Consider the following 22,972-nt stretch of genomic DNA (forward strand, 5'->3'; position numbering starts at 1 on the left):
CCCCGCACCTGCCGCACGGTGTGTCACGGGCGCGCTGAGAAGCTCCCTCCTGGCACGAGCGTGGCGTCGCCTCTGCCCACACACTCCCAGTTTTGGGCGACTAAGGAACCATATGGACACGAGATCGTGCCTAGAGGGATGCCGGCCAGGGCACAAGCTCGCAAGCGCACGCACGGGTGTGCACCCCCCCCCATCCCCATCCCCTGTCTTCTTTTTTTAAGGAGGTTCCCCATGCCCGCTCCCCCACCGTCCACCCCGACCCCAACCGGCGCCCCGGCAAGCGCCCCCGCCACGGATGCGCCCGCCCACCAGGGTGCGGGCACTGCCACCGGCACGCCGCCACGGCCGCACACCCACCAGGAGCTCACCCGGGCGGCCGCGCAGCTGAGCACCAAAGGTCTTGCGGCGGCCGCCGCCGTCGCCGACGCCCTCACAGGCAGCCACCCCAGCGACGGCACTGCACCAGCGGCACCCCGCACCCGCAGTGATGAGCGTGCCACCCCGCCGCGCATCGACGACGACGGCACCATCCGCTCCCTCCGCCTAGCGTCGCACGCCCTGGTGCTGCTGCGGGGCAAAGACTGCATCCAGTTCGGCATGGATGCCACCAGCCACGGGATCCTCCAGTGCACGGGGGAGGAAAAAATCCACCGCGTCGCCGCCGCCCTGACCACGGCACGCACGCCGATCGGCATCGGCAGGCTCACCCGCGCCCTCGTGAAGGCGGGCATGAGCCAGCATCGGGCGCGCACCGTCATCGCCGACCTCATGCACGCCGGCATCCTGGAGGACACCGCCCGCCGGCCCCTGCACGCCGTCGTGCTGGGCCAGGCAGACGCCGCACAGGCAGTCGCCGCACAGTTGAAAGCGCAGCTGCAGGACCATCCCCTGTCACTCAACCGCAGTGTCAGCAGCGACCCGCTGCGCACCATCATGCACGTCTCCCGGCACACCCCCATCATCCTGGTGAACTTCACCCGCCCCACGAGCGCACTCTGCAAATCCCTGGTGAATAACCCGTCGACGATCATCCCGGTGACGTTCACCGGGCGCCACATCGAGATCGGTCCCCTGCACCTGCGCGGGGAGGGCCCCTGCGTAGTGTGCGAGGAGTTACGCCGCCGCAGAAATGACCCTCAGTGGCCGCAGATCGCCACCCAAATCCAGCCCACCCGCCCGTCTGCCGCCCGGCGCGCACCCACTCCAGCGGCTGCGGGCGCCACCCTGCCGGCAGCCACCCCGCCTGTGGGCGTGGCCAGCATGGCGGGCGACTGGTTAGAGCTCGCGGCGCGCACAGCGGCCACGAACCTGGCCCCGCTGCTCGTCGCCCTCGACCGGCAGCGCGACGCCCCGCACCTGGATAATCATGTGTTTCGGCCGGGTTTAAGGATTCGGCTGTCGCCGACAACGTGGGAGTACTCCACCGATGTAGTGCTGCCGGATCCCCGCTGCCCGGACTGCCACGATCGGGCGAGTGTGCTGGCGGAGGTGCGCAAAGACCGCATCAGTGAGCTCAGCAGGGCTGGCGAGTAGAGGCCCGCCCCACCCGGGACACAGCACTGCCGGACCTGCCGGGGCTAACCCGGGCCACGGTAGCCCCACACCACCGCCGTTGACGGGGGTTAGTCCTTGTCGGACTTCTCCGCCTTGCCGCCCTCGTCCTTCTTCTCGGCCTTCTCCGCCTTCTCGACCTTGCCGTCGGTATCGCCGGTGTCCTTCTTGTCGGACTTCTCCGACTTGGCATCGTTGTTCTTCGCCGGCGCCTCCACCCCCGCCGGGGACTTCGTCGTCTCCACCTGCTCCTCAATGCCGGCACCGGCCACCATGAGCAGGAAACCCACAAACGCGGTGACCACCGCAAGACCAATGCCGGTGAAGACGCCGGGCGCCCACGGCGGACGCATGTCCGCGCGGGCGAAACCCTTGACGGTGCTGCGGTGGGAGAGCCACCACACGCCCGGAGCCATCGACACCAGGGCACCCGCCAGGGCCAGGTACATGTCAGACACGGCGAACGCGACCGCACCCAGCGCCCAAAAGCCAATCCATACCGATGCCAGCACACTGGTCATCACGGCCACAGCCTGGCGGCCGCGGCGCGGTGCCGGGGTGCCCCCGGGCGGCACCAGCGGCCCAGCCATCGGCGTCATCGGCACCCCGGTGGCCGGCATGCCGGGCAGACCCCCAGTGCGGGGATCGGCGGGACGGGTGGTGGGGTCGACGGGGGTGTAGCGAGGATCCGACACGGCAGCAGCATCCTTGAAGGGCGATAAAAAACGACGAGACGAACAACGATGGGGCGAGTCGCGCCCGCGGGGTGGGGCACGTGCGTGACGCGGCCGACGCCCGCAGAAGACGGCACCTGTTGTTGACGTTAGTCGATGCCCTTAGCCGACGTACTCGTCGAGGGCCTCGAGGAGGGATTCGCCGAACTTCTCCAGCTTCACCGGCCCCAGCCCGGAGATCTTCAACAACTCGTGCGGGGTGCGCGGGGTGGCCTCCGCGATGGCGAGCAGCGTGGCATCAGAGAACACGATGTACGCCGGCTGCCCGAGCTCCTCCGCAGTGTGCTTGCGCCACTGGCGCAGGTGCTCCACGAGGCCATGGTCGGTATCACCGGGGCAGGATTCGCAGCGGCCCAACACTTTCGCCGCCGGGGTGTCCAGCACCCGGCCGCACACCCGACAGTTCGCCTGCTTGCGGCTGGAGTGGGCGGCGGTCACCGGCTTCGGGTCGGAGACAATGCCGTCGAGGAAGCGGGTGCGGTTGCGGGAGGCGCGGGCCCCTTCCTGCCGGGCGAGCGCCCACGACAGGTGCAGGTGCTCCCGGGCGCGGGTAATCCCGACGTAGAACAGGCGGCGTTCCTCCTCGATGTGCTCCGGGCCGGCCTGGATGGCCTGCTTGATCGGCAGGGAGCCCTCCGACAGGCCCACCAAGAACACCGCATCCCACTCGAGGCCTTTCGCGGCGTGCAGCGACGCCAACGTCACCCCGTCGACCGCGGGCGGGTGCTTCGCATCCGCCCGGGTTTTCAACTCGCCTAAGAGCCCCGGCAGGGTCAAGTCGCCCGTCATGGTGCCGAGCTCTTCGACAAGTTCGGCGAGCGCGTTGAGCGATTGCCACCGCTCCCGGGCCTGCGCGCCCTCCGGCTCGGTGGGGGTGAGCCCCAGCGGTGCGAGCGCCGCCCGCACCAGCCGCACCAGCCCCGGCCCGGTGGCCTCCTCGGGGAGATCATCGCGGCCGGACAGCCGCACCAGCTCGGTGATGGCCGCACGGATTTCGGGACGGTTGTAGAACCCCTCCCCGCCACGCACCTGGTAGGGGATGTTCTCCTCCGACAGGGCCTGCTCAAACAGGGCGGAGTGGGCGTTGATGCGGTACAGCACCGCAATCTCCCGGGCCGGCACCCCCTGCTGCAGCAGCTGCCCGATCCGGCGGGCCACGCCGCGCGCCTGGGCGGGCTCGTCATCATAGGAGGTGAACGTCGGCTCCGGGCCGGCGGGCCGCATGCCCTCCAGGGTGAGCCTGGTGCCGGCCACCCGGCCGGTGGCCTGCCCGATCACGGTATTCGCCAGGTCCGTGACCTGCGGGGTGGAACGGTAGTCGCGCTGCAGGCGCGTCACGGACGCGTGCGGGTACTTCCGGGAGAAGTTGAGCAAATAGTTCGGCGTCGCACCCGTAAACGAGTAGATCGTCTGGTTGGCGTCGCCGACAACGGTGACGTCGTCACGCTCCCCCAGCCAGGCGTCCAACACCCGCTGCTGCAGGGGGGTGACGTCTTGGTACTCGTCGACGACGAAGCTGCGGTACTGGGTGCGGAACTCCTCCGCGATCGCCGCGGAGCTTTCCAACGCACCGGCGGTGTGCACCAGCAGGTCGTCGAAGTCGAGGAGCATCCCCTCCGGGGTGGTTTTCGACTGCTCGTACAGGCGGTAAGCCTGCGCGACTTTTTGCGGGTCGGCGGGCGCGGTGCGGTGGGAGGAATCCACCGCCGCCGGGTAGGCATCGGGGGAAATCAGCGAGGCTTTCGCCCACTCGATTTCGCTGAGCACGTCGCGCACCATGTCGGTGTTGTTCTCCAGGCCGGCGCCACGCACCGCGCGACCCACGAGAGGAAACTTGTTGTCCACCAGTTTCCACGGCAGGTTGCCGGCGATCTGGGGCCAGAAGTAGCTCAGCTGGCGGCGGGCCGCCGCGTGGAAGGTGCGGGCCTGCACCCCGCCGATGCCCATGAGCCCGAGGCGGTGCCGCATCTCGCCGGCGGCACGGGAGGTGAAGGTCACCGCCAGCACCCGGTTGGGGCTGACAAACCCCGTGTCAATCATGTGCGCGATCCGGTAGGTGATCGTGCGGGTTTTGCCGGTGCCGGCACCCGCGAGAATGCACACCGGGCCGCGGGGCGCGGTGGCGGCGACCCGCTGGTCGTCATCGAGGGCGTCAAGATCAATCATGGGAGAAAATGCTCTTCTGCGGGGTGAAAGCCTGGGTGTTGTGCGCCCAGTAGTCGAGAAGTTGGTGGGCGATCGAGCCGGGCGGCGACAGCGGCAGCGCCCCGGAGAGCACCTCCTCGCGGCGCAACCAGCGCACCTCGATGAGCTCCCCATCGCAGGGGCCGACGGCGTCGACGTCGTCGGTGACGCCGTACATTCCGAGCATCAATGCCCCGGAGGTCGGCCACGGCTGGGAGCCAAGATACCGCACCTGCCCCACCCGCCGGCCGGTTTCCTCCCACACCTCCCGGGCGAACGCCGCCTCGAGGGTTTCCCCGGGGCTGACGTAGCCGGCGATGAGGGAGAAAAAGTCCGGGCGCATCCGGTTGCGGCCCACGAGCACCCGGCCGGCGCATTCCACCAGCCCGATGACCGCCGGGTCAAGGCGGGGAAAGAACGGCGCCCCGAACTCCGAGGTGCCCACGCGGCCCTGCTCGTCGAAGGTCAAGGGGGTGCCATCACCCGGGTGGAAGCGGTGCGCTTCCTGATTTTTCACATACCCGGCCGCCGCCAACAGGTCAGGGCAGTCGCCCTGGGTGCCGAGAACCTCCCGCAGGTTCGCCACCCGCCCACCGTGCGCGAGCGCAACCGCGGCCACGGTGTCCTCGTCAACGAGTGCCGCCCACCGGTGGGGGCTCACCTGCGCGAGGTACCCCAGTCCCGGGACAGCAGTTCCCGCAGCCCCCGTGGCAGGCACACCTGCGGCAGGTGTCGTCGCGACCACGTGCGGGGCCGCGGGTGCCGCGAGGTGCTCCGCCACAGTCTCGGCAGGGTGTGCCTGGGAATCATCGAAGTCCACCCACACCGGGGTGCCATCGGCTCCGAGGGCAATGTCGAGGGTTTTTGTCAGCTGCAACAACTGCGCCATAGGCTGCGGGCCCCTTCGCCTAGCGGCCGATGGTCGGGGTGGACTGCTCCTCCGGGTTCGCCAACCCGCGGATAAACAGCAGCTTGTCGCCCGCCAGCACGGTGCGGGCCTCCGGGGTGTTGATGCGGTGCAGTTCGCCGGCGCGCACCACACCCAGAGCCAGCGGCGCGAGCTCCTTCGGGGACTTGCCCGCGTCCTGCGCGGAGACGATCCGCTCCGCGATCGCCAATCCGTCGTCGGGGCTCAGCAGGTCCTCGAGCATCTCCACCACGGTCGGGGTGACGGTCGCCAGCCCCAGCATGCGGCCGGCGGTCTCGGAGGAAATCACCACGGAATCCGCGCCCGACTGGCGCAGCAAGTGCACGTTCTCCGACTCGCGGACAGAGGCCACGATGGTGGCATTCGGCGCGATCTCACGCACCGACAAGGTCACCAGCACCGCAGTGTCGTCCATGTTGGGGGCGACGACCACAGCCTTAGCGCGGGCCACGCCGGCGAGTTTCAACACATCAGCCTTCGTGGCGGAACCCACCACGGTCACCAGGCCGCGCAGGGCCGCCACCTCGAGGGCGTCCTTGTCGGTGTCGACGACCACAATGTTGGCGGGCGAGACTCCGTCGGCCAGCAGCGCGGAGACCGCACTGCGGCCCTTGGTGCCGTAGCCGACGACGACGGTGTGGTCACGCATGTTTTTCCTCCAGCGCTGGATTTGTAGGGTGCGGCGCGTTTCGTCGGTCAGCACGGACAGCGTCGTACCGACCAAGAGGATCAGGAACAGGATCCTGATCGGGGTGATGATGAAGATGTTGACCAAGCGGGAGTGCTGGGTGATCGGGGCGATGTCACCGTAGCCCGTCGTCGACAGCGACACCGCGGAGTAGTAGATGGCGTCGATGAAGGTGAGGTCTTCGGTATAGCCGCCCTTGTCGACCCACACGATGAACGCCACAAAAGCCATGAGGAAAATCGCATAGACGATGCGGCGGGTGATCAGCAGCCAGGGGCTAAACGTCCGCGGCGGCGGGATGCGGATAATTCCCAGCAGTGCGTGGTCGGGCAGGTCGACCAGTTCGGTGTCGCTGCGCAGGTTCGCGCGAATTCGAGACGGCACTTCGCTGCACGCTCACTTTCTAGCTCAACGGTTGGGGGACGGGCGCGTCTGCGGCCTGCGACGTGCGCGCGTCAGCATCGTCCGGCACGACCTGGCAGGTGACGCGAGTGAGCATCTCGCGGAGCACCGCCCGGCGTGCCACAGGTGCGAGGATTCTAGGCTGCTGGCGGCAGCACAGAATCCGCGGCAGTCTCCGTCGCGCACGCGCCGCGTGCGCGGGGTTACTGCCTCGCGGTGACCAGCTTCGACAGCTCCTCGATGTCGGGGAGGTGGCGGGGAACCACGAAGTGGTCGAAGCCGATGTAATAGAAGCCCGCGTCAATGTCTGCGAGATCGATGTCACGCAACTCCCGGGTGGAGGCCTGGGTGCGCGCCATGATGTCCCGCAGCGCCTCAGTGAGGCGACCACCGTGGTGAGCAGCGACATGTGTGCTCCCCGCCAGGTCGTCACGGGTGATGGACTTCAGCAATTGTGCGAGTGCGTAACGGTACACCGCAAGTTGGATCGCTGCATCTTGGAGTTCCTTACCTTTCGGCGGGACTCCCGACTTCCAGTCGACCACTTGCCACCCGCGTGTGATGTCGTCGCCGCTGTGGAAGATGGCGTCGATACGCCCGGTCACCATTTTGCCGCCGAGGGAGACCGTGAACGGGTACTCGACGGCGACGGGCTGCCGGTCCGCCCACGAGCTGGCGAGGAATTTTTCTTTGAGCTCTTTCAGCTGCGCCGGGGTGACGTCCTCCTCCCCCATGCCGGGGAGTTCATCGTCGTCGAGCAGGCTGGTGGCCCCGTAGTAGTCCTCGATCCATTGGTGGAGGGCGGTGCCGCGCTTGGCGTAGGCGTTGGGCTTGAACGGCCGGGGTCGGCGGCGGCGTTTCGCGAACTCTTCCGGGTCCTTGCGCAAGGAGATGACGTCGGAGGCGGTGAGTTCGTCGCCGATGCGGACGGTGACCTCTGGGGTTTCCGCGCGGCGGGCTTCCTCGATGATCGCGTCGACGTCCCGCGCCCACAACGCGGGCCCGGCAGCACTGTCGGTGGTGTCAGTGCTGTCGGCGTCCTGTGCCGAGTGTTGCTCGGCCGCGAGGCGCGCGTATTCGGCGCGGGTGCGCTCGGCGGCGCGGTGCACGCCCACGGCGCGGGCGCCGAGGAACTCCCGCGGGAACGGCAGGGAGCCTTCCGGCACCTCCACGCTGGCGTAGAAGCCCGCCGGGGCGTCCGCTGCGGGCGTGGTGGCAGTCGCCGGCGACGGGCCGTCCGCCGCCACAGGCGCCGTGTCGCCCGTGGCGCACGCGAATGCGCCGGTCGTATCCCGCACCAGTTCCGGGTGGGCCTGCATGAGGGCCTGCAGCACGGAAAACGGCGGGTCTTCCTTCTGCCCACCGTTGGCCGCCGCGGAGGTCACGATGAGGGTGCGTTCCGCCCGGGTCAGTGCGACGTAGAACAGCCGCTCCACCTCGCCGAGCTCGTTGGAGGACAGTTCCTGCTTGAAGGCTTTCACCGCAGCACTCAACGCCTGCTGGGTGTCGACCTCACTGGTGTCGAGCACCGGCGCGCCGAAGCGATGCGCCACACCACCGTCCGCGTCCGAGCGCAGCGCCGTCGGCATCATGCCGGGCGTGGTCACCCAGGTGCTCACGCCCTTGATGCCGTACACCCGGGAGGTCGCACCAATGACGGCGACGGTGCCCCACTCCAGCCCCTTGGCTTTGTGCACGGTGAGCAGCTGGACTCGATCGCCACTGACGGCAACATCGCCGCGTTCGAGGCCGAGGTCGTGGGCGCGCGCCAGGTCGAAGTAGTCCAGCATTCCCGCCAAGCTTGCCCCGGGGATGCGCGCATAGTTCGCCACTTCTTCCGCGAGCTTGTCGAGGTGGGCGGTGCCCACACGGGCGCGGCTGCGCGTGTCTTCGCGGGCAAGGACTTCGCTGCGCAGCCCCACCACGGAGTCGATGTCATTGATGAGGTCAGTGAGGCTGCCGCCCAGGCTGTTGGTGCGCAGCTCTCTCAGTTCGCTGGCGAGCACGCTGAGCCGGCGGTAGCCCTCCTCGCTGTAGCGTTCCCGCTCCCCGAGGTCGGCGACAGCGTCGGCGAGGCCGACGGTGGTGTCGTCCGACTGGTCGAGTAGGCCCGCGAGCTCCCGGGCAAAGGTCTCACACGCCGCCGCGTCGAGCGGCTGCTCGGGGGACTCGGACGTGTCCTCGTCGGTGGCGCGTGCGCTGCGGGCATGCAGCAGGTCCAGGATGTGCGCCTGCAGATCCGGCGCATCGAGCCGCAGCCCCAGCTTCTCCTCCGCGTCGGCAACAGTGCGTGCGTCCTCCGGCATCGGCTGCGCGGCCGCCGCGTCCTCATCCGTGACGGTGGTGACGTTGCGTCGGTTGACGCGGCCGGCGAGGTTGCGGGCACGCACCCCCAGGGCGCGCAGGTCCGACAAGCCCAGGCCCACATGCGGGCCGAGGAGGATCCGCAACGAGGCCACGTCATCCTGGGGGTGGATGAGCATCCGGGCGATCGCCAGGGTGTCGGCGACCTCCGGCACGTCGAGGAGGCCTTTGAGACCGACGATCTCGAAGGGAATGTCGCGCGCGGCGAGCGCTGCCGCCATGGGGGCGGTCTGGGCGTTTTTGCGGACGAGCACCGCACCGGTGAATTCTTTGCCCTCGGCACGCCGGGCGTAGAAGTCCTCGGCCAGCATGTCGGCGACGGCGTCGATCTCCTCGGCCGCGGTGGCGTAGCGCCCCAGAATCACGGTGCCGCTGGGGGCACCGGCGCGGGGTTGCAGCGGAGAGACGATCCGTGAGCTGCTGTCGAGCGCACCCAACTGGCCGACGGTGGCGTCGTTGGCGAGCTCCAGCACCTCCGGCGGGTTACGCCAGGAGGTGGTGAGTTCCCGCATCTCGGCGCCCTCGAGCCGCAGCACCGGTGCCTGCTCGCCGTCCGCGCCTGCCGGAGTGTCGGCGACGACGCGGGGGAAGTCGCGGACGAACTCCAGCAGGTTGCTCGCCGTCGCGCCGCGCCAGGAGTAGATCGCCTGCATGGGGTCGCCGACGGCTGTCACCGCGATGCCGCGCGCCACGGAGCTGAGCTCACGCTCGTCCGCTGCCGGCTGCGTGCTGCTCGTCACCGGGGTGCTCGGGTGGGGGTCGCCGAAGAGGTTCGACAGCAGGATGCGCTGCGCGGCGGAGGTGTCCTGGTATTCGTCGAGCATGACCGCGCGGAAGCGGGCCCGCTGGGACTCGCGCACTTCCGGGCGCAGGCGGGCGACGCGGGCGGCGACGCTCATCTGCTCGGAGAAGGTCATGACGTTGCGGCGACGCAGCTCCGCACGCAGCGCGTCCACCGCCGGCAGCAACGCCAGGCGGCGCTGCTGGGCGTCCATGGCGTCCCGGGTGTCCTTGGTGATGCCTTCGGGGTTTTTCGCACGCTTCGACGGCGGCAGCGACTGCAGTTCGGCGAGGAACGCGGTGGTTTCCTCCCGCACGACGTCGGTACCAATGAGGTGGTTGTCCAGCTCGTTGTTCAGGTCCATGACCTGCCTGACGATGTTCTTCAGCCCGTAGTTGTCGGCCAAGTGCAGCTCTCCCCGCAGGGAGGACACGACATCGCGGGTGATGAGGAACAACTCCGTGGTGCTGATGAGTCGCGCGGATGGTTCCACGGGCAGCAGCAGCCCGTACTCGCGCACCAGCCGTCCGGCATAGGAGTCGTAGGTCAGCACCGTCGGGTTGGCGGTCGCCAGGCTGCGGGCCAGCTGCCCGTCGTCGTCAATGAGCGGCAGTTCCGGGGCCTGCGACAGTGCCTTGAGCCGGTGCCGGATCCGCAGGCCAAGCTCCTGGGCGGCTTTCCGGGTGAAGGTAAGGCCGAGGACGGCGTCAGCGTCGACGAAGCGGTTGGCGACGAGCCAGACGACACGGGCCGCCATCGTTTCGGTTTTGCCGGCACCAGCACCGGCGACGACGAGCAGGGGCTCCGCCGGCGCGGTAATGACGGCGGCCTGCTGGGCGGTGGGCGGGAACGGCTGCCGCAACCACCGGGACAGCTCTTCCGCGCTGACGAAGGGTTCGCGGGCGGCCTGCTGGGTGGGGTCAGGGGTGTTAAGCATCGGTGGTGACAGTCCCTTCGGCGGTCGTCGGGCAGATCGTGGTCAGGCGGCAGCTTTGACAGTGGGGTCCCGGCTGGGCCAGGACGCTGGGGCCGCGCAGGTTGCGGGCGGCGCGGGCGAGGATCGCCCCCAACTCTTCCCGGTGGTCCTCGTCGAGGGCGGCCTGGTCGCGTTGGGTGACGATGGTGGTGCGGGCGGCGTGGCCCACGTAGACGAGTTGCGCGCCCGCGACCGTCTGCCCCTGGCCTTCCTTGGCGGTGCGATACGCCCCGTCCGGGGCTTGGTGCGCGTGGGTGAGCGCCAGCTGGTACGTCGCGAGCTGGAGGTTGGCTTCTGCCTTCGCCTGGCTGACTGCGCTGCCGGTTTTGATGTCGACGATGCGCAGCCCGTCGCTGTGGTGCTCGATGCGGTCGGCGCGGCCCCGGATCCTCACCTGGGTGCCGTCTGCGGCACCGGCCTCGGCTGCGCGAGCGGCGTCGTCGCCCTCTGCGGCGCGCAGCGGGTGCTCGCGGACGCGCAGGTCCACGTCGACGACAGCCTCGAGGTCAAGCCCCTCAAGCACCCCGCCGCGGGCGCGCACCCAGGCGGCGGTGTTGTCGAGGGTGGTGTCCAGGGCTGCGTGGAGGCGGGCGACTTCCCAGTCGGGCCCGGTGATGAACACGTCGTAGACGTCGTGCACCAGCCCTCGGATGGCCTTCAGGGGGATGCCCCGGGCCATTGCTTCTGCGGCGGCGTGGACGAGGGTGCCGCGCCGCAGCACCATGGTGTCGCCGATGGGTTGGGCGAGCATGCGGCTGATGACGGTCTGCGCCGGGCAGGCGGTGACATATTCGACCTGGGAGGGCGAGAGCGTGACGGGGTCGCCTGCCGGCACGAGCGGCCTCGCCGTGCTGGGCGGGAGTTCGCCCCACCAGTAGTCGGGGTGCGCGGTGTGGATGCCCGCGTGGGCGAGCCGCGCCAGCTGGGTGGCGGCTTGGTCGGCGAGGCGGGGGTGTTCATCGGAGCTGGCGACGCGGCGGAGTTCTGCCACGAGTGTCGGCACCGCCAGCAGCGGGCTGGGCAGCACGAGCTGTTCGGTGGCTTCCACGAGCGCGTCCCGCTGGGCGGCCAGGCTGCCATCGGTGTCGCCGAGGGTGAACAGGGCGAGTTCCTCCTCGGGGGTTTCGGTGGCCAGCACCGCAGCGCTGTCGCCCGCGCCCGGGGCATCGTCGCCCACGGCGTCCTCCGCATCCGCTGCGGCACCAATGGGCGGGATAAGGCCGGCCATAATGTCTTCGCCGCGAAGGCGCACGAAGCTGTCATCGAGGTCGTCGAGGAACCGCGAGGGCACCAGCTGGGCGTCCTCGGGGCTGTCGACGGTGGTGACGACGAGGGTGTCGGTCGCGCGGCTGAGCGCCATATGGAACAGCCGGAGTTCTTCGGCGAGGCGCTCGCCGGCCCGTGAGACGTGCAGGCGGGGGTCAATGCCCTCGCCGGCCAGGTCGACGAGCTCTTCCTGCCCGAACAGGGTGCCGGTCTCGCCGATGGTGGGCCAGGAGTCTTCCTGTACCCCGGCGACGATGACGACGGGCCACTGTTGTCCGGCCACACCGTGGGCGGTGAGGATGGTGACCGCGTCCGGGGTGGCGGCCCGCCGGTCGCGGGCTGCGGTCGGCAGCTGTTGTTCGTTGACGGCGTCGATGAAGCTCTGGATGCCGGCGGTGGGGCGGCGTTCGGCGAAGTCGCCGGCCATGTCGAAGAGGTTCATCATGGCGTCGAGTGCGGTGTCCGCCTGGGAGCCGCGGGCGCCACCGCGCAGGGCGACTGCGGTGAGGCTCACGTCGAGCCCGGTGGCTTGCCACACGGACCACAGGATCTGTTCGACGGAGTCCTTGCGGGCGAGCGCATCGCGCCCGGCCCGGAGGACGTTCTCCAGGCGGGTGAAGATCGCCAGCTCACTGTCGGTGAGGTGGGCGAAGGCGGCGGCCAGTTCTGCTTCGCGCGCGCCGGCGGAGTCCTCGGCGTCCTGCAGGGACTCCGGGCTCAGCAGGTCCACGAGGATGTCGAGGGCGCGGCGATTGCCGCCCCGGGCCATCTCCGATTGACGCAGACCGCGAATGAGTCGCCGCAGCGTGACCGGGTCGGCGCCACCAACCGGGCCCAGCACGAGGGATTCCACTTCGGCGGGGGTCAGTGCCCGCAGCGCACCCGTGAGCGCCAACAGCAGCTGTTGGATCAGCGGCTGTTCGCTGAGCACCATGTCGGTGGAGTCCTGGTGCACGGGCACCCCGTTGGCGAGCAGCGCCCGCTTGAGGCGCTGGATGTGGCCGGCTTCGCGGACGATGACGACGTGGTCGGACCAGGCGCGCCCCTCGAGCAGGTGGCTGCGGCGCAGGGTGTCGGCAACGATGGCGGGCTGGGTGGCGGCCCGCGTGCAGGTCACGAGCGCTGCCGTCGTGGGGTGACGGTAGGTGCCGGTCAAGGTGATGCTGTGTTCTGCGGGGACCTCAAGGTCGGCGAAGTAGCGGGGGTCGGCGCCGCGGAAGCGGAACACGGCCTGCTCGACGTCGCCGCCAATGATGCTGGTGGGCACCACGCCCCGGAGTTCCTCCACGAGCCGGGCGGCCGTGGGATCCAAGTTTTGGGCGTCGTCGACGACGAGGGTGTCGATGTCACCGAGGATGCGCTCCCGCAGGGCGCTCGCCTGGGGGTCGTTGAGCGCGGCGAGCGCCCGGCTGGTCAGTTCCGAGGCGTTGAGCTGATTCCGGCCGGACAGCGTGGCAATCGCCCGGTATTCGGCGAGGAAGTCGCCGGCCGCCACCCACAGGTCACGGTCGTAGGTTGCACCCCACTCGCGGAGCTGCTGGGGAGACAGACCGCGTTCCTCGGCGCGGAGGAGGAAGTCGCGCAGAGCGCGGGCGAAGCCGACGAGGGGAAGTGCGGGCTGCACGCGCTCCGGCCAGTAGACACCGCCGTCTTCGGCGGAGCCCAGCAGGATTTCCCGGATGATGGCGTCGTGTTCCGCGCCGGTGAGCAGCCGGGGCGGGGTGGTGTGGGTGGCCGCGCTGTAGTCGCGCAGGATCGCGAAAGCGAAGCCGTGGACGCTGCGGATCATCGACTGCGCTGCGGCGAAGGGGGTGCCGGCCAGGCGGGCGGCGAGAATCCGCCGGATGCGCCCGGCGGACTCCTTCGAGCCGGTGAGGATGCAGATGCGGTCCGGGTGGACGCCGACGGCGATTTTCTCCAGCACGGCGTCGACGAGCAGGGTCGAGACACCTGACCCTGCCGGGCCGGTCACCCGCCACTGGCCGCTGGCCCCCAGCAGCGCGGCGGCGTGCTCGGGGTGCTGCACCTGGGGGACGTCACCGCGCTCGTCGCGGGCGATGACGACGCGGGGGTTGATGGTGGACAGCTGTCGCCGCGGCGGCCGGGTGGCCTCCTGCGCGTCCCCGCCTGCCGCGGCTGGCGTGCCGGTGGTGCTGCTGCTCACGACGAATCACTCTCCCCATGTGTGTGCTGTGTGCGGCGGGGCGGTCTGCCTCGTCGCGGATCGGGTTCCACTGTAGCGCCCCACCCAAGTTCTGACTAGAACACTTTTTCGCACACCTGGTGGAGGCGTCAAACCCCCAGGACCACTCCCCCACAGCCCGCAGGCCGCACAGCCACACCCCGCACCCTGCACTCCTGCGGGGCGATCCACCCTTGCACCCCACCGCAGGGCCGCACTCGACCACCACCGGTGCCGCCCGCACACACCTGCACGCAGCATGAACTCCGGCAGCACTGCTCCCCGGGACACCCCGGCGACAGCGCCCACCGCCGGCACAGGACGCACTCCCACCGGCCGCGCCATCCACAGGCTTCCACCACCGGGCAGGAGTTATCCACACCCCCAGCCGGTGGGCTGCGGGGAAGCGGTCTTATCCCCGCTCGGTGAGGAGGTTTTCCACCCGCTCGATGTGGGTGCGCATCGCCGGCGTCGCCTCCGGGTGGAGTGCGTGCACGAACACGCGGTACAGCAGGGCGCGCAGCATCATCTGCCGAATGTGGGGGATGTTCGTGTGCCGGGTGAGCACACCATCATCGACGACCTCGGCGAGCAACCCGTCGACCATCGCCAGGGCGCTGGTGTAGCCATAGGGGCGCGCCACGCACACAATGTCCGTGATGACCGGTGCCTGCCCCTGCGGGGTGATGGTCGTGCCGACGAGGTCGGCGTGGCACACCTGCTGCGGCACCTGCAGCAGCTCCGGATCGAGGGAGTCCTGCAGGCGGGCGGCCATCGTCAGCGCCCAGTGCAGCGCCGGGGTGGGCTCCGCGTCCAGGTCCAAGCCGGGCTCCAGCACCGTCGAGGGCTGCGGCGACCACGCCGCCTGGTCCGCGATGCGGAAGACATCCGCAACCTCCCAGGGCGGGGCAATCCGGTCGTGGGTGAACGACGGGACCTCCACTGCGGACAGGGCATCGTCGAGCCGCAGGCCAATCATGACGAGCTCGTCAATGTTGCTGGCCCGGGGGCCCGGGGTGAAGGTGGAGGCTTTCCAGCCGCCGACGATGACGCGCCCGTCGGTGGCGCGCAAAGGCTTCGCGCAGCGCACCCCATCGATCTGCAGGACGTCGCGCAACTCCGCGGAGGTGCGCGCCCGGGCGGGGTCGGCCACCTCCGCGAGCACGACACCTGCGTAGCGGATGCCGTAGTCCCAGCTGCTGCCCAGCGCCTCGTCCGGGTCCCCGGAGATGCGGAATGCGTCGACAACTGTCTGCGGTACCGTCCTACTCATAGCTGCCCACAGTAGTAGCCCGCAGCCCGACCGCGCACCCGGGGCGCACGGGCTGCCGCACGAAAAAAGTCCTGCCCCACCATTCGGCGGGCAGGACCTCCTCCACGCGGCCACGCCGCGCGGCAGTGCCTGTGCGTTACAGGGCCGGGTACGGCCAGGGGTTGTAGCGGCAGGTGGCGTTGTCGTCGGGGTAGATCTCCCCTTCGGCGATCTCCCGCAGGCGGGAGTTGTTCAAGTTCAGTGTCTGCTGCATCATCACCGGCGCCAGTTCCCCATCGCCGCCGCAGGGCTCGTGGGCGGCGTAGCCGATGCCGTGGCCCACCTCGTGGTTGATGAGGTACTGGCGGTAGGCGCCCAGGTCCCCCTGGAAGGGCACCGCACCCCGCACCCAGCGGGATTCGTTGATGAGCACCCGGTTACCGATGGGGGTGAAGCAGGAGGTCTCCATCTCGATGTCGTTGCCGCAGTGCTTGTGGGTGGTCTCCGTGGAGGAGAGCTGGATCCGCAGATCGGGTTCCTCCCCGGCCGGCAGCTGGGCTTCGTCGACGTGCTGGAAGGCGAAGTCGGGGTCGTGGGTCCAGCCGCGCGGGTCGTTGAGGGTAGCGTCGATCATCGCGGCGACGGCGTCGTCGCCGCCGTAGTCGGCGGTATTGATGCCGTCCTCCACCTCGACGACGTAGGTGTAGGTCTTCTCCGCGCCCTCGCCGACCTTCGGTCCCGGCCGCCCCACCACGTGGTAGGTGTCGGTGCCGTGTTCCGCAAAAGGCCCGCCGGGCGGCAGTTCGCTCACATCCCGCAGGTTGACGGGCTTCTGCTTAGCCGGGTTGGGGCTGTTGGCCCGCGTGGCGCGCGCATCCGCAGAATCAGTGCCCTGCTCCGCGACGGTGGTGGTGTCGACCGTGGCGTCGGGGGTGCGGGCGATGTCGACGATGACCCACGCGGTGAGCACGATGAGCACCGGGATGGCGTAGGCGCGCCAGCCGTAGTTCCTAGCGAACCGGGCGAAGGCGGATTCGCCCCCGCGTGCAGAACTGCCCCCACGTCGGTGGTGGCGGCGATGGGCGTCTGCGGAGTCGTGAGGAGACATCAGTGCTTTCTCGTGGGGGGAAGAATGCGACAAGCAAAAGTGGACGAAGTGACCTGGTGCAGGTCCGCGCCACACCTGAAAAAAGACGGCGGGCGGCAGGCCAGCTTCCCTTGAAGCGCGCACAGCACGGAGCGGCGGGGAAGCTGCACACTGCTGTGGCAGATGTGGCAACCATACCGCGCAGCACCCCAGGCAAGCGAAGCGGGAAGCCACCCCTGGCCGGCACATCCCACCCGAACGCGCCAGGGTCCACCACCCTCGCCGACGGAAGCAGCACTCCGGCCGCCGAGGAGCCGGAGAAACACACCACTCGCCCCGCACGCCGGTACAAGGTGGCGTGCGGGGCGAGCACAGGGATGCACGGGGACCACAGTGTGGGCCCTCACCGTGCGAGTCGACGCACCTGCACACACCCGGCCGCAGCCTTGGGTGGCCGCGGCTTAAGGACCTGCGTGCAGGCGAAGACTGTGGGATGCCACCGCAGCACGCTTGCGTGCCGCGGGGCGGATAAGGCCGGTATTAGCCCTGGACGAAGCCGACGGGGCGTGCCGTGGAGGCACCCAGCTCGACGTAGGCGATCGTCTCGGCGCGCAGCAGGTAGCGGCGGCCGCGGTTGTCGGCGAGTTCGATGACCTTGGACCCTGCGGCCAGCGCGTCGCGCACCTCGTTCACGGTGCTGTCCTGGTCGCCGTCGGTGCTGATCGCCAGTTCGCGGGGGTTGTCGGTGAAGCCGATCTTGATGTCCACGGTGTCTCTTTTCTCCTCGAACGATGGTCTCCCGGCGCACGTGCGCACGCTATGTGCGCCGGTGCCCCGTGGGGTGTTGTGTCCGACAGTAGCGCGGTAGGCGACACAAGCGGGGCACAACGCCACCGACGGGTGCGTCCCCGCGCCCGCGCACGGCGCATCTCACCGGGCGTCATCGCCCCCGCGCATTCCTCCCGCGACGTGCGCAAATGCGCCGTACTGGCACACGCAACGCGCACCCCACTCCGCCCGCCCCACCTGGGGTGTTCCCTGGTAGCGAACACGGCCGCACTGTGGGTGTGAGGGGATCGAGGACGGCGGACGTTGGGCGCGTGGCATGTGGTGGTGCTGCGCGCCGTGACGTCGCCCCCAGTGGTTTCGACTCCACACCCGGCGGATGCACGGCGAGGTCGTCCCGCGCAGTCGCACCCCGGCCCCGCGCGGGCGGGCTGTCCGCCGCTCGTGGGGCGCTTCTCCCCGACCACCTCGCTCGGCAGGTGAAAGGGGGCGGGTGTTTTCGTGCAGGTGGCGGCGCTTGCGCCCCGGGTCCTCTAGTAGGCTTAAGACTTGTGTCGACTCAAGTTGAAAACCACACTGACGCCCCTGCTCACGCTGCCGCGGAGGGGGCACCCCTGCCGGCCACGTTTGCCGAGCTGGGGGTCGCCGCCGAGATCGTGGACGCGCTCGCCGAGCGGGGGATCGTGCGCACCTTCGCGATCCAGCAGCTGACGCTGCCGCTGGCTCTCGACGGGGTGGATCTCATTGGCCAGGCCCGGACGGGCATGGGCAAGACCTATGGCTTTGGTGTGCCGCTACTGGACCGGGTGTTTGACTCGGCGGATGTCGCGGAGCTCGACGGCACCCCGCGCGCGCTGGTGGTCGTGCCGACGCGCGAGTTGTGCGTGCAGGTGGCGGATGATTTGCAGCGGGCGGCGAAAAACATTCCCGTCGATGTAGAGGCCATCTATGGTGGCTCCCCCTACGAGCCGCAGCGGGAGGCCCTGCAGCGGGGCGTCGATGTGGTGGTGGGCACCCCGGGCCGCCTGATCGACCTCTACGAGCAGGGGGATTTGCGCCTCGATGAGGTGGCGGTCCTCGTCATCGACGAGGCGGACGAGATGCTCGACTTGGGATTCCTCCCGGCGATTGAAAAGCTGCTGGCGGCGTTGACGCACCAGCACCAGACGATGTTGTTCTCGGCGACGATGCCGGGGCCGGTGATTTCCCTGGCGCGGTCGTTCCTGCACCAGCCGATTCATATTCGTGCGGAAAGCCCCTCGGAGTCGGCCACCCAGTCGACGATTCGGCAGGTGGTGTTCCAGGCGCACCGTATGGATAAGGCGGCGGTGCTGGCGAAGGTGCTGCAGGCCAACAATCGGGGCCGGACGATTATTTTCACGCGCACGAAGCGCACCGCCGCGATGGTGGCCGAGGAGCTCGCGGAGCGCGGCTTCAAGGTCGGCGCGGTGCACGGCGATATGGCGCAGCCGGTGCGTGAGCGTTCCCTGGCGGCGTTCCGCGCCGGCGAGATCGAGATCCTGGTGGCCACCGATGTGGCCGCCCGCGGCATCGACGTCGATGATGTCACCCACGTCATCAACTACCAGACCCCGGATGATCCGTCGACGTATGTGCACCGCATTGGCCGCACGGGCCGCGCCGGCCACGAGGGGACTGCGGTGACGATGGTCGGCTTCGACGAGATGATGAAGTGGAAGTCGATCAACGACGCCCACGATGTGGGCATGGCGGAGCCGCCGCAGTGGTTCTCCACCTCCCCGGAGCTGCTGGAGGCCCTCGACATCCCGGGCGGGGTGTCCGATCGGATTGGCCCGCCGCGGCGGGTCTTTGGGGGCGCGAACGCGACTGCCCCGAAGCGTTCCCGTGGGGCCCGCACGGGTGGCACCCCGTCCCCCCGGGGCGGCGGCAATTCCCGCGGCGCGTCCTCGCGGGGCGGGCGGGGTCGCCGCACCGGCCGCGGTGAGCGCGGGGGCCGCGCATGAGCCGGGCCGAGACACCCGCGCACCACACCCCCGCAGGCTTGCCTGCGGATCCCGCCACCCCCCACACTCGTACCCCACGCCCCGCGTCGGCGCCCGTGGCGACGCTGCGCAATACTGCGCGTGACCGCAAGGCCGCCCTGGCGATCGCTGCGGTGTGCGCCGTCGCCGTGGCGGGCGTGGCGGTGTCCGCACCGATTCATCGTGTCACCCACACCGTCGCCGAGGCCCCGGCCTCACTGCCCGCGGAGGCGGCCGCGGTCCCCGGGGCCGTGGTGGAGGCCTGGAGTCAGGAGGACACCTCCGCGGCGTTCACCCCGAAGCCACTGCCTGTGGATGGCGTCGTGGCCATCCCGCAGGGCACGGGGGTCATCGCCGTGGACCCCGCCACGGGCGAGGTGCGGTGGCGCTACGAGCGCCGCGGTATGCCCTTGTGTTCGCTGTCGACGAGTTTCGGCGCGGTGCAGGCCGTGTTCGAGGGGCGCGAGGGCTGCGGGGAGGTCACGAGCCTCGCCGCGCAGACCGGCCAGTACCGGGCGACGCGCGCCGCCCGGAATGCGGAGTCGGTGGCCCCGGTGATTTCCAACGACTCCGTCGGCACGGTCTCCCCGCACTGGGTGGAGCTGTGGCGCAGCGACCTGGTGCGCACCCTCGAGTACGGCACGAATGAGGTGCCGCAGGAGCCAGGCATGCAACCCCACGAGGGTTGCGAGATCACCGCCGCGCTGACCCGCAAGGGCAACGTCGCGGTCTCTGAGCGCTGCCCGGAAGATCCGGAAACCTCCCACGTGCGGCTCATGAAGGCGGTGCCGGAGGATTCCCGCAAACCGGAGCTGTCCATCGAGATCGACCTCAAGGGCCAAGGCCACGTCGTGGCGATTTCGGAAACCCACTCGGCGGTTTACCTGGAGTCCCCCTCGCCGCGGCTGTACTCCTTCGACGCCGAGGGCACCCTCGTCGGGGATCGCGCGGTCGCACCCGCCCCGAACGACGCCCAGGTGGAGGGCCGGCCGGCAATGTACCAATACATTGCGGACTTGCCGCACCACATGAGCTGGTTCGACGGGGAGCGTCTCTACCTCTTCGACCCGGAGACCCTCGAGGTGGCCCAGGTGTTTGAGGGCGCGATCGGCACGGGTGCGGCGATGGCGGGCCGCCTGTTGGTGCCCGTCGCGGACGGTATTGCGGTGGCGAATTGGTCGACAGGGGAGGTCGAAAGGGTCATCCCGGTCACCCGCGACAGCACCGGCCCGGTGAGTCTCGCGGTGGTTGGCGACACGATTCTGGAGCAGCGCGACATCGAACTCGTCGCCTTGCGCCCCGCCTAACACAGGCCACACTTTTCAGGGCCTGTCTCTCTCCCCCTTCACCCCTGTCCTGGGCGCGCGACCGGCCCCAAGCAACCTCGCGCGACAGGCCCCACAATGCAGACGATCCCCGGGTGGCTACGAGAGCCTTCCGGGGATCGTGTGCGTTGTGGCGCGGCGCGTCCGCGCCCTCATCGGCACTGACTGCGCCGACGGTGCCAGTCGCTGCGCTACCGGGTGCCGGCGTCGAAGGTGGCGGTGGCCCACTGCAGGGCAGCGGAGTTGAAGGAGCAGTACAGCCCGTAGAGGGCCACGGCGGCGGTGACGATGGCGACGAAAGTCCAGCCCCCCTGCACCATGTACCAGGCGACGGGCAGCAGCAGCATCTGCAGGATGATGACGGGGCCGCGGCCGAAGCGGCGGCCGTGGAACAGCAGCCAGCCGCACCAGCCGACGAAGCCGAAGACCAGCAGGATGAACACGGCGTTGCCGTAGCCGATGGCGAGCTCCCGGCCGGGCTGGGTGCTCACGACGGACTCGTCGACGTCGTGCAGCAGTTGGTGGATGACCGCGTAGATGGCGTACGCCAAGCCGAGTGCGCCCTCGACCATGCCGACGATGCCGGCGCGGCGGACGGTCGCGGGGACGGGAGTGTAGCCAGAAGTTCTTTGTGTCGTCACGGGGTGCAAGTCTACGGCACGGCCCGGGCCGGGTACCCCCGGATTTTCACCCTCCTGCGGGTGGGTGCCGGGGGCGCGGTGCCGCCGTCGGTGGTGGTGTCTCAGGACTGCTCATGTATCACCGGAGCACCTTCAATCCCACGGGCATATGACCGGGCAAGCATGGGTTGATGCGCTCTTGAGCACCAAAGATGTCACCTTTGTGATGAGGGAAAAATGTGCGGCGCATGTCGCGCTCATCACGAAAAATAAGGTAGCCCTGGGTGCTGCAGCTCTTTTCATCTTGACGCATCTGGCGGATGCATACTCACGCGCCGGGCCGCGTTTTTTGCGCAGGTCATCGCCCGGAAGCAACATTGCAACATGTTCAAATGTGGGTTTGCAGGGCCCAAAAATGCCCCCATTTTTTAGCCCCGGACGCGCGAAAAATGACCCTCTTTTTGTGAGAAGCGCCACTTTTTTGACTAAACCTCTTCCCAAGGGCTGCTGGACATGCCATCATTGCTCAGTAGCCAGCGAGAGGCCGGGTACAAAAACCGCGACAACCAGCTAGTTCATGCCGGTATCCGCACATATCCCACGCTCCTCTCGTTCACACAGTCACAGCCACGACGGCCGGCGATGCCCCCATCTCCTGCCGCTGTAGGCCCCGCCGCCACACCACGACTTGTCGGACCTTTCACGCCTCCAGGCAATGAAAGCACCAATGGTTGTTTCCGGTTCGGTGGCGACCCGACACCCGCCCGCCTGATGCCCTGCATCCGACGGCCGGACACAGTGCGCAGCACCCATTCGCGCCCTGCGCGCGGATCGTGACCTGTTGCTGCGCTGCGGGGCAAGATGCCCCGCCACCACCCAACGAACCACTGACGTTTCCCGACACGCACAACATCGAAGGAGTAACTCATGGATTGGCGCCACAAGGCTGTTTGCCGTGACGAAGACCCGGAACTGTTCTTCCCCGTGGGCAACTCTGGCCCCGCCCTGGCTCAGGTCGCAAAGGCCAAGATGGTCTGCAACCGCTGCCCGGTGACCTCCGAGTGCCTCGCATGGGCACTGGAGACCGGTCAGGACGCCGGCGTGTGGGGTGGCATGAGTGAGGACGAGCGCCGCGCACTCAAGCGCCGCAAGAAGGGCCGCCGCGGTGCCGCCAAGGCCCGCACCACGGTCTAGCATCCCCACCCCACCCCTTCAAGGGACCACGGCCGCGACCGCCCCACTTTTCTTCGGTGGCGGCGGCGCATCCTCCCACGCCGGGCACTGTTTGCCCCGTTAGACAACCAACTTCCCACCCCTGTAGGGTGTTGTGAGTTCACCCCTGACACCACCTGCCACAGGCGCGTGTCACCTGCAAGAAAAATTCGAGGAGTTCGCATGAGCAAGCGAGGCCGCAAGCGCAAGGACCGCCGTAAGGGCAAGGCAAACCACGGCAAGCGTCCCAACGCTTAAAAAAACATTTATTGCCGGGACTGCCGACAGGCACTCGCCCCCACCGCCACCCGCGGCGGGCGACCCCCTCGTCGACGTCCACCCTCACGCCCCGCGCGACACCGCTTGTGTGTTGCCCGGGGCGTGAGGTTTTTCATCCCCCACACAGCACACAACACCCGCACTCCCCTTGATCTTCGTGCGGCGACTGCTCATCGGCGTCGCGCGCAGATCAAGGGGAGTGCGGGTGTTGGGGTTCTCTCGACCGCGGGGAGTCCCGCTCTAGTTGCCGGCGCTCCGGTAGGTGGCGGTGTAGGTGGAATGCCCCGGTTTTTTCGGTCCACTCGACTTGAGTGTCGCGTGACCCCTCCTACCAGGAGGAAAGGGAAAATCA

The 22,972-nt window shown here is 69.0% G+C and carries 16 protein-coding genes; 5 read left to right on the forward strand and 11 right to left on the reverse strand.

What is annotated here, in order from left to right; all coding sequences use genetic code 11:
• Positions 1-231 precede the first annotated feature (231 nt).
• Entirely contained in the window at positions 232-1,533 is a 1,302-nt protein-coding gene (locus C1Y63_RS06315; protein ID WP_106015620.1) for a hypothetical protein, read from the forward strand.
• 89 nt (positions 1,534-1,622) lie between these two features.
• Here C1Y63_RS06315 and C1Y63_RS06320 read toward each other — a convergent pair whose 3' ends face one another.
• The 10 genes from C1Y63_RS06320 to C1Y63_RS06360 form a co-directional block, all read right to left on the reverse strand.
• On the reverse strand, positions 1,623-2,246 hold the full coding sequence (locus C1Y63_RS06320) for a hypothetical protein (RefSeq protein ID WP_106015621.1): 624 nt from the start codon (positions 2,244-2,246) through the stop codon (positions 1,623-1,625).
• A 141-nt stretch (positions 2,247-2,387) separates the two neighbouring features.
• Complete coding sequence (locus C1Y63_RS06325) at positions 2,388-4,451, reverse strand: ATP-dependent DNA helicase UvrD2 (protein ID WP_106015622.1); 2,064 nt, start codon at positions 4,449-4,451, stop codon at positions 2,388-2,390.
• Positions 4,444-5,358, reverse strand: coding sequence for an NAD(+) diphosphatase (locus C1Y63_RS06330; protein ID WP_106015623.1), 915 nt, complete (start codon positions 5,356-5,358; stop codon positions 4,444-4,446). Before C1Y63_RS06330 ends, C1Y63_RS06325 begins: the two co-directional genes overlap by 8 nt.
• A gap of 19 nt (positions 5,359-5,377) precedes the next feature.
• Positions 5,378-6,469, reverse strand: a complete 1,092-nt coding sequence (locus C1Y63_RS06335; protein ID WP_233195607.1) for a TrkA family potassium uptake protein — start codon at positions 6,467-6,469, stop codon at positions 5,378-5,380.
• A 19-nt stretch (positions 6,470-6,488) separates the two neighbouring features.
• Positions 6,489-6,611, reverse strand: coding sequence for a hypothetical protein (locus C1Y63_RS13185; RefSeq protein WP_255414059.1), 123 nt, complete (start codon positions 6,609-6,611; stop codon positions 6,489-6,491).
• 79 nt (positions 6,612-6,690) lie between these two features.
• On the reverse strand, positions 6,691-10,569 hold the full coding sequence (locus C1Y63_RS06340; RefSeq protein WP_106015624.1) for a UvrD-helicase domain-containing protein: 3,879 nt from the start codon (positions 10,567-10,569) through the stop codon (positions 6,691-6,693).
• On the reverse strand, positions 10,562-14,038 hold the full coding sequence (locus C1Y63_RS06345) for an ATP-dependent DNA helicase (RefSeq protein WP_106015625.1): 3,477 nt from the start codon (positions 14,036-14,038) through the stop codon (positions 10,562-10,564). Before C1Y63_RS06345 ends, C1Y63_RS06340 begins: the two co-directional genes overlap by 8 nt.
• Before the next feature lie 430 nt (positions 14,039-14,468).
• Positions 14,469-15,329 carry a TIGR02569 family protein gene (locus tag C1Y63_RS06350; RefSeq protein ID WP_106015626.1) on the reverse strand — a complete coding sequence of 287 codons (861 nt, stop codon included), beginning with the start codon at positions 15,327-15,329 and terminating at the stop codon, positions 14,469-14,471.
• Between the two features lie 136 nt (positions 15,330-15,465).
• On the reverse strand, positions 15,466-16,416 hold the full coding sequence (locus C1Y63_RS06355) for a DUF3152 domain-containing protein (RefSeq protein ID WP_106015627.1): 951 nt from the start codon (positions 16,414-16,416) through the stop codon (positions 15,466-15,468).
• 519 nt (positions 16,417-16,935) lie between these two features.
• Positions 16,936-17,163 carry a DUF3107 domain-containing protein gene (locus tag C1Y63_RS06360; RefSeq protein ID WP_106015628.1) on the reverse strand — a complete coding sequence of 76 codons (228 nt, stop codon included), beginning with the start codon at positions 17,161-17,163 and terminating at the stop codon, positions 16,936-16,938.
• A gap of 632 nt (positions 17,164-17,795) precedes the next feature.
• Between C1Y63_RS06360 and C1Y63_RS06365 the strand changes: the two genes are divergently transcribed.
• Both C1Y63_RS06365 and C1Y63_RS06370 read left to right on the forward strand, forming a co-directional pair.
• Positions 17,796-19,166: a DEAD/DEAH box helicase gene (locus tag C1Y63_RS06365; protein WP_233195611.1), complete on the forward strand. Its 1,371-nt coding sequence runs from the start codon at positions 17,796-17,798 to the stop codon at positions 19,164-19,166.
• A 95-nt stretch (positions 19,167-19,261) separates the two neighbouring features.
• Positions 19,262-20,491: a PQQ-binding-like beta-propeller repeat protein gene (locus tag C1Y63_RS06370; RefSeq protein WP_106015630.1), complete on the forward strand. Its 1,230-nt coding sequence runs from the start codon at positions 19,262-19,264 to the stop codon at positions 20,489-20,491.
• 209 nt (positions 20,492-20,700) lie between these two features.
• Here C1Y63_RS06370 and C1Y63_RS06375 read toward each other — a convergent pair whose 3' ends face one another.
• On the reverse strand, positions 20,701-21,150 hold the full coding sequence (locus tag C1Y63_RS06375; protein WP_146128885.1) for a hypothetical protein: 450 nt from the start codon (positions 21,148-21,150) through the stop codon (positions 20,701-20,703).
• Positions 21,151-22,056: 906 nt separating this feature from the next.
• Here C1Y63_RS06375 and C1Y63_RS06380 point away from each other — a divergent pair.
• A complete protein-coding gene (locus tag C1Y63_RS06380; RefSeq protein WP_106015632.1) occupies positions 22,057-22,323 on the forward strand; it encodes a WhiB family transcriptional regulator in 267 nt (88 codons plus the stop codon).
• A gap of 201 nt (positions 22,324-22,524) precedes the next feature.
• Positions 22,525-22,599 carry a 50S ribosomal protein bL37 gene (locus C1Y63_RS13300; protein ID WP_106015642.1) on the forward strand — a complete coding sequence of 25 codons (75 nt, stop codon included), beginning with the start codon at positions 22,525-22,527 and terminating at the stop codon, positions 22,597-22,599.
• Positions 22,600-22,972: the final 373 nt, after the last annotated feature.

Source organism: Corynebacterium sp. 13CS0277, from assembly GCF_002994655.1.
GTDB lineage: Bacteria > Actinomycetota > Actinomycetes > Mycobacteriales > Mycobacteriaceae > Corynebacterium.